Raw genomic sequence first — 14,092 nt, forward strand, 5'->3', positions numbered from 1 at the left:
GGGATACAGGGTCACGGGCCAGGATGGCTGATCCGTTGTGGTTTGATGCATGGCTTGGCAACCTCCGGAGAATAGAATTGTCAGGATGAGAAGGAAGAACAGGGCGTGGTGGTACGAACGAGGGGTTGGCGTCCCTTCACTGGCAAAAGCACCGTGCCGGACCTGCCCGTTCATGGCCGCCCGGCCTTTGGCCGGGACAGGACGTGAATGAAGTCGAGGCCGTCCGTCTGGTGAAGCGTCGTGGTCTGCGCGTGGGTGTAGTCCCTCCAGGGGTATCCCTTTGATGACGTTTGCAGGTCTTCCTCCGACTCCAGCCAGACCACGGTCTGGAAGAGGTTCACATTCTGACGGTTCCGTTCATCGCCATCGGCCGCGACGCTGAACGAATGCATCGTGTTTTGGGTAAAGGTGACGGGTGGTTCTTGCCCTTGCGTTTCGAGTGCAAAGCCGATGCGTTTCACGGCAGGGCAGACATTGCACATTCCCGGATCAGTCATGGAGGCCTCCTTGTTGTAATGCATGACGCATGGCGGCAATTGCCGAGCTTTCATCGATGGGCTGGCGGGCAAGCGATGCGAGGGCGGGCCTGGCCTGCACATCCGGAAACGACTCCCCGTAATGCAGGCTGCAGCGGACAAAAAGCTCCAGGGCCTCCATCCGCCACAACCCGAGAGCCAGCCCTCGGGCTACGTGACGGGTGACAAAGTCGGCGAGGCGTTCATTGCGGGGCAGCTCCAGGCCATGTTCCATTTTTTTGCGGAGCAGAGCTTCGCTGATGTTGCTCGCGACGATTGCCGGGCGGCGGTCATGGAAGAGCCGCTCATGAGTTTCGGTGAAGCGATACCAGGGACACGGCAGCGCCGGTTTAGGTTGAAGCCGGGCCTTCATGAGCGTGTCCTCGTCCCTGTCGATGCATACCCAATCTTTTTCATCATTTTGGGTCAGGACGCGGCGCACCGGGCCCAGGATCACGGGAGTCTCCTTGGGCAGTAAGCGGCAAATGCGGCTGAGGACTCTGCCGTCCCAGAAGCGAAAGATGAGATCCTCACCGTCCGACTTGACGAGAAGCAGGCTGCGCAGATGGGCCAGAATCTCAGGGAATGGCGCGTCTGAGGCGAGGATCATGCCCCAGGCGAGGGTTGCGTTGTCGTCGATCCAGTGCAGAATGGGAGATTCCCGGGTTATGGGGATCAGCCAGGGAGAAGCCTCCTTGGACGCTGCCAACGGAGTGTCCTCAAACAGGATTGTCTTTTCTGCATCCGGTTCGTCCGTGAAGAGTTGCGCCAGGGCCTGCTCGTGACAGAGCGGATCGATCATCAGCCATGGCGCGCACCCCCGGTCCAGGGCTTCGTGAAGATACGGATCGAAATTTTCGATCTGACGATACGTGCCGCAATCTGTGGTCATGTCCTCCAAGCCTGCCTCCCGTGTTGCGTGTTGTCCGTTGGTGGTCTGAAAGAAACGGCATCCAAGAACTTGGATTAACGCGAAAGTATTGGCGTGACATTAGGGGGCATGAGTAGAAGGGGAGGGTGGAACTTACTTATTTTGGCTTGATTCGAAGGAGGAATTTACCTGAGACTTGGAAGGAATGACGTGCTGGAATTGCAATGGCGGCGGGGAGGCCTGGGTCAATTCAGTATTTTCCGGACCGATGCCGGACCCATGCCGGACCAAATAAAAAGCGGCTTGCAGACTTCCACCCTCGGTCTCAGAGACCCAGTCCGGTCAGGTCACTCATGATGGGAAGGTCCGGCTTTGCCCGAAGGTTCAGACTGTTACGAGTAGGTCATAATGACACGCGCCTCCATCGTGGTACCGTCGCTTCGTGTAGGGATTGACATGTAAATCCAGATGAGGGGGTACCAGTTGCCCTGAAGAGTGCCGCAGGAAAAAGTGGTGTTGTTTCAGCCTGATCGCCAGCGTATGGCCTGCGAGATGAACCCGGTCAACAACGTCCATGACACACTCTTCCGTCAAACCATGAGCCACAAGGATGTGGCTGCGGACTTTCTTCGCAACTACCTGCCCGAAAGCGTGACCAGGCACTTGCTTCTCGACACGCTGTCCATCGGCAAGGACACCTTTGTAGGCGGGGATCAACGAGAACATTATTCAGACATGCTTTACTCGGTTCGGCTTGCGGGCGGGAAATCTGCGTACGTGTACCTGCTTTTTGAACACAAGAGCAGCCCCGACCGTTTTGTCGCGCTGCAACTGTTGCGCTACATGCTCGAAATCTGGGAGCTTAATCGCAAGCAGAACAAGGGCGCAAAGACCTTGCCGCTCATCCTTCCCATAGTTGTCTATCACGGCAGAACCCGCAGGCAGGCCGTCAGACTTCTGGAACTCATGGACCTGCCGGATTCGGACCTTGGTCGATACGTGCCGGATTTCGATCAGGCCTTTTATGATTTTTCTCCGGACTCGGAGGAAGAGATCAAAGGGGCCATCCTCTTGCGCCTGGCGCTGACCTGCCTGAGGGCCAAGAACAAACCGACCGTTGAGCGACATGTGCGTGAGATCTTCCGGATGTTGCGCGAACTCGGAGATGACGCACCTTCGCTGCAATGGCTGACGACCATTGCAGGATACGTGTTTCAGACCATGGACATCGACCGTGACGTCATGCACACTATCGTCAGAGAAACTCTCGGACCGGGAAAGGAGGATGCAGTCATGACACTTGCGGAACGTTTACGCAGTGAAGGTCGGACGGAAGGGCGAATGCAGGGACAGACGGAAGGACGGCTGGAAGGCGAAGTTCTGGGACGGTACGCGGTGCTCCAGCGCCAACTCGCCAAGCGCTTCGGCCGGGGCATCCTGGATCTCCAGACCCAGGAGCGTCTGCGCACCGCCACGGCCGGGCAACTCGATCTCTGGGCCGAGCGCATCCTGGACGCAAGAACAATCGAGGATGTGTTCCGCGAATATTAGGCCTTTCCGCATACAACAGATTGTCATTGATGCCTTATCTATCTCTATATAACGTTTAGCGTATCAACGTATCGGTTCAGAGCTTCCGTCAGCAGATCCACTGATGATCAAGGCAAAGTGGAGCAGCATGGGGCAAATCTGCCGTTTGCTTTTGTCAAGGGCATGTATAGTAAATTTTATTGCTAGATATTTCCTGATTCTTCTAATTACAAGTTCGATTGGGGGCTGGCATTAACTCGATCGAAAATCAAAACTCCAGTACACCAGTATTTCCAATAAAACTCACCGTCGAAACATTTCAGCGGGTTCCGCAGCGGACAGGGAGACCACATCGACCTCTGGAACGGTTATGGAACCAAGTAGGGCGAGTATTTTCAAGAGTCCGGGGAGGTTTGGTTTTGGCCGCTGCAATGAATATCTTTGTGGGGATGTGTGTGGCCTTCCTGCTTATGTCCGGATGGCTCTGGGCCGAAGGCACGGCTGAATGCGTTCAGGTTTCCGGGGTTGACGTGTGCATCAGTGATGGCTCGGTCCGTTACGGAGAAAATCAGGACCGGCTTGACGCCGTATTTTCGGAGCGGGCGGTCTTCGGTGTTGACGCATGCGGGGCACCGCAGGTCGTTCGGACCGGGAAGGGGAGTGTCGTTGCGGTTGTAGATTCCAGCGCAGTGCATGGCAGTGGGGAATGCAAAACGACAGTGCGCGGAATTCTGGTCACACATGACGGGAAGGTCCGGCTTTGCCCAAAGGTTCAGAATGTTTCGAGCTGTTCCCGTGGGCCATGGGACGAGAAAATGTTTGTTGTGTTCGGAAATTCAGTGCTGGAAAAGTAATTGGCTCTGGACGCATTGTGCTGGTCAACTTTCGGGTTGGGATCGGGGGAGGGCGGAGCGGCAAGTGTGAATGGGGTTCCTTTTGCGGGAAATAATCGAAATTCCTGTCGCAGACCCAGTCCACTCAGCCAGTTCAGCCTGGATCGACTACATACAACCCCTCCAAGTTGCTCAAATGGGCATACTTACCGGCTTAGAAACGATTTATGTTGCTATATTTCAGGTTATTGAATATAAAATTCGCAAATTTTCAAACAAAAATCCCGTTCTAACGCCCCCCCAAGCCCATTTTTGAATAAAAAGATCCATTATTTCAATATACTGTTGGTCTCCGAGACTCAGCCCCTCGTAAAAGGTCGCTGGCTTGAACTAAATCCGACAGACCTGCACCCCGTTAAAAGGGCGACTGTCAGATCAAGTATGAACTACTACAACTTAAGCGTCACTCTCGGCTGATTCAGCCATGGGGATCTGAGACACTACCGACTCCAGCAACCGTCTATATTCAAGATAGCAGGCTCGTGCCAACTCGTACTGTTCAAGATTCGCAATTCGGCCCTGCTCCAGGTCCAATGGGGGCAATCCGCCGAATCCGTAGCTCGGAACCATCTTGCCCGGTACCGTAACAAGTTTAAATGTTCCATCCGACATAGGAACGAGTTCATCGGCTGGCACCACTGCCCGCGTAATCGGGCGAGTGTATCCACGTCCGAGGCTTGGTCCGATCGTGTGACTATTTAAGTTGCGATAGTTATAGGTAGCCCTAGTGTACCTCTCTGTGTTGATTTTTTCTAACGCATCTAGAAATTCACGACTTTCAGGCCAAAAAGACGCTAACCGAAAAAGCCGTTTTTCTTTTTGCTTTCTCGATAGATTCAATGGTTTCAGTCTTTCCGGGGTCGGATCACCCTCTAGGTGGTCCTCGTAAGAGCCATCAACGCTAAGGCGTGCCTGGTGAAGCGCATTAGTGACTACTGAAGTGAAAGTATCACGAATTGAACTAGGTTTGAGCAAACACTCGTGCGCCTTCGATTCTACAAACTCTATACTTATTTCCCAAGCCGCATTATCGGAATTGGTCGCCATGACGTTATTCCAAGCATGCCAACTTACTAATGTCCAACTCCATCCATTCAATAGGTTCGTGAGTTCTCGAAGATCAGAGCTAACCATCCATTCGCCCATCGCATGCCATTTCCGTCCCTTCAGAAAATCAAAATCAAACGGAAGGAGTTCCGTGCTCGGCTGTAAATTATCGGAGTCTAAGCATTTTAGATATTGCTCAAACCCATCTTTTAGCAAGACTACATACTCTGGCTGCATGGTTGCGCCGCACCTCCTTGGCACTTGGGCAATTAGCTCAGTGATGCATTTATCTATCAACTGGAGAAATTTATTTGTTTCTCTTCAACCCATGCAGTGAGAAATTCTTGTATTAAAGGTATAATTTTAATTAAATATTCTGATGGAGTGTTTCTACTCGCTATTTCAAATGCCATACGTTCTGCAACTTCCAACTTTGAAATGCAAAGGTGTCCTTTTGTATGGTTATCAAGTCTGCCTTTGGCTTTTCTCTAGGGCACACAGCAAATTTTATTGCTAAATATTCCCTGTTTCTCCTAATTACAAGCTCGATTGGGCTGGCATTGAACCGGTCAAAAATCAAAATTCCAGCACTCCAGTATCCCCAATAAAACTCACCGTCGAAACCTCTCTCTTCCCAGTCTGCAGAATTTCCGCCTTGTAAGACCCTTTCCTGATTTCAACCTCTTCGCTCTGTCCCTCTCTGATCTCCATGCGGACCACCTCGGCGTTCTTGGTGTCGTAGAGCGTCACGTATGTGTCCTTCTTCGCCGAAAGCGTCAGTATTCCATATTCATCTGAGCGTGGGACTTTCTTTGGTTTTGGAAGTTCGTGGCGTTGAAAAACTACGGGAGCCAAGGGAGTTACGGGAGGCGCGGGAGCCGCTGGCACCGGCGTGGAAACAGTTATCGATGCAGGTGCGGCTGGTTTATGTGTGGGCGATTCTGGTGAATTCAGGAGTACGGCCACAATCAGAAAAATCCCAATTATACCTGCCATCTTCAGCAGAATGAGTTGCCGTTCCCTCTCCGTCTCGTCCTCGCTGTTTCCGAATTTTCTGTTCAGGTTGCGAACGTGCTGTCTGGATGTCTCTTGGGATCGTTCCAGCATGGTGCCGTTTATCTTGAGCAGGATACGCTGGACCTCGCTTTCCGTCATGAGGGGAGTATTCTTGGCGAGGATATGCCTTGCGAGTCGGCCTCTGTGGATGACGTTGTCCGGCATGTCTGTCTTGAACTCGGCGTCTCCGGCGAAAACGACCACGGAAAAGAGCTTGTCCTCTCCGATTTGGAGGAGAGATTCGAGTTCCTTGATGTGTTTGTAGTTCTGTCTGAGCGGATTCTGGAACGATTTCTTGCTCTTGCCGAAGGTCTGCGTCCATTTGGGATGGTTCGGGTCTCCGAATATCCAGCCGCCCATGTTTTTGGTTTCGATGACGAAGATGCCGTATATTGAGACTATGATGTGGTCGATCTGCGTGGTGCCGTCTGCCGTGGGGAGGGTGACGTCGTGGAATTGGCGATAATCATCCTTGTCGAGTTGAGTCGAGACGGTTTGTCTCACTAGGAATTCTCCAAGCCAGCCCTTGAATGATCTTGAAGGCAGTACGCCTTTTACGATCACGATAACGATGATCGCCAAAATAATCAGCAACGGGCTTATCATGGACCTTCCGTCAAAGATTGGGTGGCCAAAGCGGAGCTTGGCAGGGAGAGGAATGCTGCGGGGACGGCGTATTTATTCATATAAAAAGGCTGTTGATGTACAAATTCTTATGCATAAAGAATTTGCGAATGGAGTTGATTAGCAGCACATTTTGGAAGGATCAAGGAAGGATGCCGTATGACATTGAAGAAAAGTCAGTACGTATTTATTTTCGACGTGTGACAGTATGATTCCGGTGAGGATCGTGGCCCTGAATGGATTCAAGAGGTGAGGGGGCTGGGAAATAAAAAAGGTTCCGAACTGAAGTCCGGAACCTAAAGGTCCTTGGTGTCCCCACCATGATTCGAACATGGGCGAACCGGGATTATTAGGAAACATGGAGAGCGTTTTCGCTGATCTCCGCATGCCCCGAATTTGCTGTATTGCCGCCACATTACTGACAACGCTCACGAAAAAGGTGCGTCAAATTTCCCTCATTTCGTGTTGCCTGCGTGCCAAAGTACCTTGGCGCGCAGGTCCGCTTGTCTGACAACTTTTCTTGCTGACCGTGAGCAAGAAGCGTGGTAGGGGGGCGGGAAAAGGGGAGGGTGTGATCATGGGTGGGCTTGCCATCGTTTGGGTGCTTTTTTTCGCCATTCTTGGAATCTGTATCTCCATCGCGCCGCTGATCATTTGGCGAAACACGAACCGCACAAACCGCTTGCTAGCCCTCATGTTGCTGCGACAAGGTGTCCCGCGTGATTCCGTTATCGAGGCGTATGATGCGTCTGGATCAAGTATCGGTGGCGTGCCCGGATCTGGCGTTGGGTTCAAGCAGGTTGCCAAGAAGACTGTTGAAAATTTCAAGCTCTCTGCCGAAGACCCTAAGCCAGCCCCCATAAAGCCGAAATCTCGCTATTGCCACCATTGCGGATCAGACGCGCCACTTGAGGCGTCCGCTTGCCCAACATGCACCAGGGAGTTGCCGGACCGTCCTGTGTTTTGTCCCAAGTGCGGGCATGAGATCTCGCACAGGCCAGAAGCATGCCCAGGATGTGGCGCCAAATACCGATACAAGGACAACCCGGCATGAAGCGCATAGCGATCATCGCCATCACCTTGGTCGTATCCGCGGCCAGCGTCCACGCAGGTTTCAAAATGTACGGCCCGAATGGTCAGCACATGGGCAGTTCCGAGACGGCCGAAGAGCGCACCGCGCGAGAAGCAAGAGAGGCCGTTCACAGGCAGATCGTAGAGGACTATCGCAGCTCTCTCCCGCCCTTAGTCCCGCCTGCACGCAAAACGGGTAAAAATCCATTGTCTGTCGAAGACGTAGAGAGGGGCAAGCCGCCCGTCATCGACGACGGCCCAAGGCCCGGCGGTCATCGCCGCCACCTTTGGCGTGAGCGCACAGGTTTCAATACGCCAGCAGAGCGCACCAGATATGTGCGCGAGATCCAGCGCTTGAACCGGGAGCTTAAAAAAGAACGTGCAAAGCCCAACCCCGCCGGAGATCACCCTTCAAAGATCCGCAAGCAGTTTGCCCCTAAGTTTTAAACCGCAACATACAGCACTCTCGGCGTACTCCCCGACGCGCCGCCGATGATTTGCAGCAAAGGGGTCAGGCCTGCCCTTAGCTTTTCTCGAGGACGCTATTGGAACCCGTGCGCGGTGCATTGGCCAGCTTTGAGCGGTATTTGTCGCGAATTCTTCATCGTTCGCATTCCTTGCATACCAATGCGAGGCTCGAAGGGTTCAACGGTCTGTTTATGCGGCGAGGGCCAGAGCAAGGAGATATCGGAATGTGGAAAATTTCATCACCATGGTCGAAGTCCGGAACCTAAAGGTCCTTGGTGCCCCCACCATGACTCGAACATGGGCTAACCGGGATTGGACGCGTATTATTTTGTGATACTCTTATGGGTACCGCAGAATCTGGACTTCAGCCAGAGCATAAAGTTGACTTCGTCCTTGTCCTGCTGAAGGGCGCTGATCGCGCCCATGAGATAAATATATTTGATTCCATTCCCGTCGCTGATTTTCTTTCACGGCAGGCGTACCCTCCCGGTCAAGAGTTCCTGTATGATTACCTGCTTGAGCATACGGGTTTTTTCCCGCCGATGCGTAAGTATCGACAGTTCTGTGTCCGAGTCCGAGAGGATTTCGACGAAGTCGGTTTGTTCGGGGCGGGTTGGAGTAGCATGGCTTATGCGGGTCGGTTGAGTGTTGGCGGGATGAAACCTTCCTCGGACAGCGCGCGGATGATGCCGCGCAACAGAAAACTGTTGCTGAAGCCCAGCGTGTACTGTCGTGCACCTTCCTTGATCGGCAGCAGCATTTTGCGCTCGACCAGCTTCCTGATCTGATATGTGCGTTGTGCCGATGTCATGCCCGGCATGGCCGGGCTCAGGTCGGAAGCCTTGGCGATGCCCGTTTGCGCTCCAACCTGAAGAATACGCGCTTCGGCCATGGTGATCAGTTCGCGTTCCCGGGCGAAGGCAATGGCGGGCAGCAGTATGTTATCGGCCAGATAGGTGAAATCAGTCAGCCGATCCACCTTGCGCAATTCATCCAGAATGCCCCGCAGCACATAGATGCACCACGTTTCCAGACCGGCCTGAGTCCCGGCATCGGCTTTTTCCAGCATGGCGTAATAGCGGTCGCGGTCATTGCAGAACACAGCCGTGGGATTAAGTACCCGCCCTCCGGCCTGGACGTTGAAGCCGTATTTGATCAGCAGCGAGTACGTCAGCAGGCGCACCACACGTCCGTTGCCATTGCCAAAGGGGTGTATCCAGCCGAAACGATGATGGGCCAGCGCCACCTTGATCAGATCGTATTTGGGTGGATGATTCTCGTTGATGAAGGCCACCAGTTCCTGCATGTACTGCGGCACCAGCAGGAACTCTGGAGGCAGATGTTCCGACCGTGCGATTGTGACCTGTTGACGGCGGTATGCACCGGGAGTGGCGTCGCCCTCGCGTTCCAGACTGCCGACCGTGATGGCATGCAGTTCGCGGATGAAATGTTCCGTCAGCAGATGGCCCTGTTGGACGCTTTCTTCGATGTAGGCCATGGCGGCCTCGATGTTGCCCATTTCTCGCAGCTGATCGGGCGGAAGTTCCTGGGAACCTTCCAGCTTGCTTTCCACGTAATCGGCCAGGGTGGTGTGATTGCCTTCGATGCGGGCCGAACCCAGACTTTCGAGCATGTGGAAGACATGCTTGAGCTGAAAAAACATCGGCGCAGGCGTGGTGCCGACTAAGTGAAGACGGCGCAGGTGTTCCAGCTCCGTCAGCACATCTACCAGCGGGGAATCAAACGCCGGGTTGAGCAGGCTCAAATCATAATGGCGAAATGTAGGCATGTTGAAGTACTCACGCTCCTATCTTGAATTTTCTGTTTTTCTTATAGAGAAAACAGAATGTTAACTCAAGTGTTAGATCGAAGTATCTTTAATGGCGAATTTCGGCATGTTGAATCCATGCCGAAAAACACGCATGGCAAATTTTACTGGCTGAGGGAGGCTGGTGCATAAAAAAGGTTCCGAACTGAAGTCCGGAACCTAGAGGTCCTTGGTGCCCCCACCATGACTCGAACATGGGCTAACCGGGATTAGGAATCCCGTGCTCTATCCACCTGAGCTATGGGGGCGGTCCGTTGTGGAGCAAATTCATTAGGCGAGGCGGGGGGTAAAATCAAGCATATTTAACCTTTGAAAAATGTCTTCGCGGGCGCTTCCGGCCGGGAGGGCCCGCGTCTCTTTCCCGGGAGAGCCCAGGAACGCGTTGAACATCCGTGCGGCTTTGTGTATTCTTGCGCAGTTGCCTGAGTTCTCATTTCGGGAAAGGCTCGCCAACGAATCAAAACGGGTGAAAATCGATGGGTACATACGTTGCTGCTTCTGCGCCGGGTCAGGATACCTACGGAGCCACGATCTTCGATTACGCCCTGTCCGGGGGGAAATTCGCGGCCTTGACCGATGACACGGTCTTTGTGGAGCTGATCAAGTCGGTCCTCTATCACAGCATGGGCTTGTCGAAAAAATCCTTCCATCATTTCACCCGACTGGACGATCTCTTCGAGCTTCTGCACGAGGACAGGGACGCCAAATTCATCATCTGCCTCGAACGCCGCGCGGCGGAGGCGGATATGTCCCAGGTCATGGAGCGCATCATGCGGCTGTGTCCCGGCGCGGGCCTCATCGTTCTGACCCAGGAAGTGGACCAGTACACCACCGCGCTTCTGGTCGAGCAGGGCGCGCACAACATCATCACCAAGCCCATTTCCGTCGCCTCCTTCAGCGAGAAGCTGGCCTTCACCATCGCCCCCCAGGGCAAACTCAGCAAGCTCATCGAAAAGGGCAAGAAGTTGCTCGAAGCTGGCGGCTGGGGCGAGGCCCTGCTTGTGGCCGAGGACATTCTGCAGCAGAAGCCGGACAGCGCGGTGGGGTTCATGATCAAGGGCGACGCCTATCTGGGCCTCGACATGACCTCCCGGGCCGAAGAGATGTACCAGCGGGCCGTGAAGAGCGCCGAGCTCTACCTGGCTCCGCTCAAGCGTCTGGCCGCCCTCTACGAGCAGGCTGGAGACGCCGCGAAGCAGCTTGAATGCCTGCGCCGCCTGAACGAGATCAGCCCGCTCAACACGCAGCGCATCCTGCACATCGGAGAACTCGAGATCGCACGCGGCAATACCGCCGTGGCCGAGGAGATGTTCCGCAACGTGATGCAGCTCGCGCAGCGCGAGGCCGCCGAGTTCCTGTCCAACCTGTCGAGCAGGATCGCCGACATCTGCGCCAACCGCGATCCGGACATGGCCATCCACTATTCAAAAAAGGCCCTGGATTTGCGGGGTGACAACATCACGGCGGCGGACATCGCCACCGTGACCATCCTTGGCATATCCCTGCGCAAACAGGGCAAATGGCGCGAAGCCATCGCCGAGTACCTGCGCGTGCTGGCCGTCGTGCCCGGCAGTGCGACCCTGCTTTACAACATGGCCATGGCCTACAGCGAAGGCGCCGAGACGAACAAGGCGCTCAAGGCGGTGGAGAAAGCCCTGAAGCTTGATCCCGCATTGCCTTCTTCGGGCAAGAACGTGGCCTTCAACATCGGCACCATCTTTCAGAAAGCGGGTCGGAACGGGACGGATTTTTTCAAGAAAGCCTACGAACTGGACCCCAACGACAAGATGCTCTGGTCCGCGCTGAAGCGGTCCCAGGCGCTGCACGATAACACCTGATCGGCCAAGGCTCTTGGCCGAGTTGTCTTTTTTTCATCCACAAGGAGTATTCATGGCTGTCCATCCCCTTGCCGGCGCATCCGTGCCGGAATCAATGCGCATAAACGTGCCCCGGCTGATCTCCGACTACTACACCCTGGCTCCGGACCCTTCACAGGCGGATCAGCTTGTGGCCTTCGGCACTTCCGGGCATCGGGGCTGCGCTTTCAAGGCGTCCTTCAACGAGCCCCACATCCTGGCCATCACCCAGGCGGTCTGCGAATACCGCGCATCCCGTGGCATTGACGGCCCCCTCTTTGTGGGCATGGACCCTCACGCCCTCTCGGAGCCCGCCCTGCGCACGGTTCTGGAGGTTCTGGCCGCGGCCGGCGCCGATTGCCGCTTTCAGCAGGGCTTCGGCTACACTCCGACGCCGGTCATCTCCCACGCCATCCTGACCTACAACCGGGGGCGCGCTTCCGGTCTGGCCGACGGCCTGATCATCACCCCATCGCACAATCCGCCCGAGGACGGCGGCATCAAGTACAATCCGCCCCACGGCGGTCCGGCCGGGACCGACGTCACCGCCTGGATCGAGAAGCGGGCCAACGCACTGCTCGAAGACACCCGCACAGTGCCGCGCATCTCCCTGACCCGGGCATTGAAGCAGGGCCTGTGCCGGGAGCACGACTTCATCCGTCCCTATGTCCTTGATCTGGAAAACGCCATCGACATGCAGGCCATCCGGAATGCGGGCATCGGCATCGGCGTGGACCCTCTGGGCGGCGCAGGGCTTCCCTTTTGGGAGCCCATTGCCGAGCATTACGGCCTCGACATCAAGGTGGTCAGCACGGTGCTGGACCCGGCCTTCATGTTCATGAGCCTCGACAAGGACGGCAAAATCCGCATGGATTGCTCATCGTCCCATGCCATGGCCAAGCTCATCGCCATGAAGGACTCCTTTTCCATCGCCTTCGCCAACGACCCCGACGCCGACCGACACGGCATCGTCACCGCCGGGCATGGGCTCCTGAATCCGAATCACTACATCTCCGTGGCCATCGACTATCTGCTCGCGCACCGTCCTGGCTGGTCGCCCTCGGCGCAGGTGGGCAAGACTCTGGTCACCAGTTCCATGGTCGACCGCGTGGTGGCGGCGCATGGGCGCGGAGTGCGGGAAGTGCCGGTGGGATTCAAGTGGTTTGTGGATGACCTTCTGGCCGGAACCTGCTGCTTCGGCGGCGAGGAGAGCGCCGGGGCATCCTTCCTGCGCCGCAATGGCGAGGCCTGGACCACGGACAAGGACGGGATTCTGCTGAACCTGCTCGCCGCCGAGATCACCGCCGTCACCGGCAAGGACCCCGGCGACATCTACGCGGAACTGGAATCGCGGCACGGCAGCCCCATCTACGAGCGCCTTCAGGCTCCGGCGGGCATGGCCCAGAAGAAGCTGCTTTCGTCGCTCTCGGCGGAGCAGGTGACCTCGGCCGAACTCGCAGGCGAGCCCATCCTGGCCAAGATCACCCATGCCCCGGGCAACGGCGCGGCCATCGGCGGCCTCAAGGTGGTCACGAAAAACGGCTGGTTCGCGGCGCGGCCCTCAGGCACCGAGGACATGTACAAGATCTATGTGGAGAGCTTTCTGGGCCGCGAGCATCTGGAGCGCATCAAGACCGAGGCCCAGGACATGGTAGACGGGGTCCTCAACGGCTGAAAAAAGTTCCTTCGAACTGCGCTGTACGTCTGTTTCGAAGAGCTCATGTAGAAGGCTACACATCGCCCTTCAAAATAGCCGTACGCTCTTCGCAAGGGCGAGCCCGTCGTCCGGTTGCGGATGGCGGGCTTGTCCGCGTTTTGCAGTAGGGCTGCGCAGACGAAAGGCAGTGGATTCCCGCCTGCGCGGGAATGACGATGAGGCATCCCGGCAGTATGGAGTCTGGACCGCCTTGTCAAAAAAGCGCATCTTTTTCGCCGATTATCGTGTCATTCCCGCGCAGGCGGGAATCCATGGCCGATTACGACTACCGGCTGGCGCACAGTAAGCGCTCAGGCGACCGCATCTTCCACGGACGTCCCTGATCTGCGATAGAAGCAGGAGCCTTTACTTTTTGCGCGGCTTGGGCTTGGGGAGGCTTGGGAGAAGGGATTTGTCCACGTGCTGGGGCATGAGTGCCTTTATTTCTTCCGTGGTCTGCGCGGCGGGGAATCGTTCGAAAAGGAATTTCAGGTAGGCTTGGGGCTCGATCTCGTTGGCTTTGGCGGTTTCCACCAAGGAAAAGAGCATGGCGCTGGCGTCGGCACCCTTGGGTGCTCCGGCAAAGAGCCAGTTCTTACGGCCTAGGGCCACGGGACGGATGGCGTTCTCGGCCGCG

11 protein-coding genes, 1 tRNA gene and 1 pseudogene are annotated in these 14,092 nt (G+C 55.6%); 6 read left to right on the forward strand and 7 right to left on the reverse strand.

Translation table 11 applies throughout. The annotated features are described in order from the left end of the window. Nucleotides 1-170 precede the first annotated feature (170 nt). On the reverse strand, nucleotides 171-497 hold the full coding sequence (locus BMZ40_RS16490) for a hypothetical protein (RefSeq protein ID WP_092378436.1): 327 nt from the start codon (nucleotides 495-497) through the stop codon (nucleotides 171-173). Continuing rightward, complete coding sequence (locus BMZ40_RS16495; protein ID WP_143075677.1) at nucleotides 490-1,407, reverse strand: DUF4123 domain-containing protein; 918 nt, start codon at nucleotides 1,405-1,407, stop codon at nucleotides 490-492. Before BMZ40_RS16495 ends, BMZ40_RS16490 begins: the two co-directional genes overlap by 8 nt. Before the next feature lie 492 nt (nucleotides 1,408-1,899). Here BMZ40_RS16495 and BMZ40_RS16500 point away from each other — a divergent pair, with 492 nt between their 5' ends. Beyond that, nucleotides 1,900-2,937 carry an Rpn family recombination-promoting nuclease/putative transposase gene (locus BMZ40_RS16500; RefSeq protein ID WP_143075678.1) on the forward strand — a complete coding sequence of 346 codons (1,038 nt, stop codon included), beginning with the start codon at nucleotides 1,900-1,902 and terminating at the stop codon, nucleotides 2,935-2,937. A gap of 1,268 nt (nucleotides 2,938-4,205) precedes the next feature. Here BMZ40_RS16500 and BMZ40_RS16515 read toward each other — a convergent pair. Both BMZ40_RS16515 and BMZ40_RS16520 read right to left on the reverse strand, forming a co-directional pair. After that, nucleotides 4,206-5,093 carry a hypothetical protein gene (locus tag BMZ40_RS16515; protein ID WP_092378452.1) on the reverse strand — a complete coding sequence of 296 codons (888 nt, stop codon included), beginning with the start codon at nucleotides 5,091-5,093 and terminating at the stop codon, nucleotides 4,206-4,208. Between the two features lie 339 nt (nucleotides 5,094-5,432). Continuing rightward, nucleotides 5,433-6,518 carry a nuclease-related domain-containing protein gene (locus BMZ40_RS16520; protein WP_092378455.1) on the reverse strand — a complete coding sequence of 362 codons (1,086 nt, stop codon included), beginning with the start codon at nucleotides 6,516-6,518 and terminating at the stop codon, nucleotides 5,433-5,435. Between the two features lie 712 nt (nucleotides 6,519-7,230). On the opposite strand from BMZ40_RS16520, the gene BMZ40_RS20230 reads away from it, so the two are divergent. From BMZ40_RS20230 to BMZ40_RS19965, 3 genes and pseudogenes are all read left to right on the forward strand, one after another. Continuing rightward, a complete protein-coding gene (locus BMZ40_RS20230; RefSeq protein WP_425429370.1) occupies nucleotides 7,231-7,590 on the forward strand; it encodes a double zinc ribbon domain-containing protein in 360 nt (119 codons plus the stop codon). Further along, entirely contained in the window at nucleotides 7,587-8,054 is a 468-nt protein-coding gene (locus tag BMZ40_RS16530) for a hypothetical protein (RefSeq protein ID WP_092378462.1), read from the forward strand. The genes BMZ40_RS20230 and BMZ40_RS16530 overlap by 4 nt, the downstream gene beginning before the upstream one ends. Nucleotides 8,055-8,149: 95 nt before the next feature. After that, nucleotides 8,150-8,409 (forward strand): annotated as a pseudogene (locus tag BMZ40_RS19965) (transposase); the annotation flags it as partial. 294 nt (nucleotides 8,410-8,703) lie between these two features. Here the strand turns inward: BMZ40_RS19965 and BMZ40_RS16535 are convergent. Next, complete coding sequence (locus BMZ40_RS16535; RefSeq protein WP_092378465.1) at nucleotides 8,704-9,864, reverse strand: Fic family protein; 1,161 nt, start codon at nucleotides 9,862-9,864, stop codon at nucleotides 8,704-8,706. Nucleotides 9,865-10,073: 209 nt separating this feature from the next. After that, a tRNA-Arg gene (locus BMZ40_RS16540) sits at nucleotides 10,074-10,151 on the reverse strand. A gap of 228 nt (nucleotides 10,152-10,379) precedes the next feature. Here BMZ40_RS16540 and BMZ40_RS16545 point away from each other — a divergent pair. After that, nucleotides 10,380-11,741: a tetratricopeptide repeat protein gene (locus BMZ40_RS16545; RefSeq protein WP_092378468.1), complete on the forward strand. Its 1,362-nt coding sequence runs from the start codon at nucleotides 10,380-10,382 to the stop codon at nucleotides 11,739-11,741. A gap of 52 nt (nucleotides 11,742-11,793) precedes the next feature. After that, on the forward strand, nucleotides 11,794-13,434 hold the full coding sequence (gene pgm, locus BMZ40_RS16550) for a phosphoglucomutase (alpha-D-glucose-1,6-bisphosphate-dependent) (protein WP_092378471.1): 1,641 nt from the start codon (nucleotides 11,794-11,796) through the stop codon (nucleotides 13,432-13,434). A 387-nt stretch (nucleotides 13,435-13,821) separates the two neighbouring features. Here pgm and BMZ40_RS16555 read toward each other — a convergent pair. Next, nucleotides 13,822-14,092: transposase domain-containing protein (locus BMZ40_RS16555; RefSeq protein WP_143075679.1), on the reverse strand; the 271-nt coding region annotated here is incomplete at its 5' end.

It is taken from the genome of Desulfomicrobium apsheronum, from assembly GCF_900114115.1.
Lineage (GTDB): Bacteria > Desulfobacterota > Desulfovibrionia > Desulfovibrionales > Desulfomicrobiaceae > Desulfomicrobium > Desulfomicrobium apsheronum.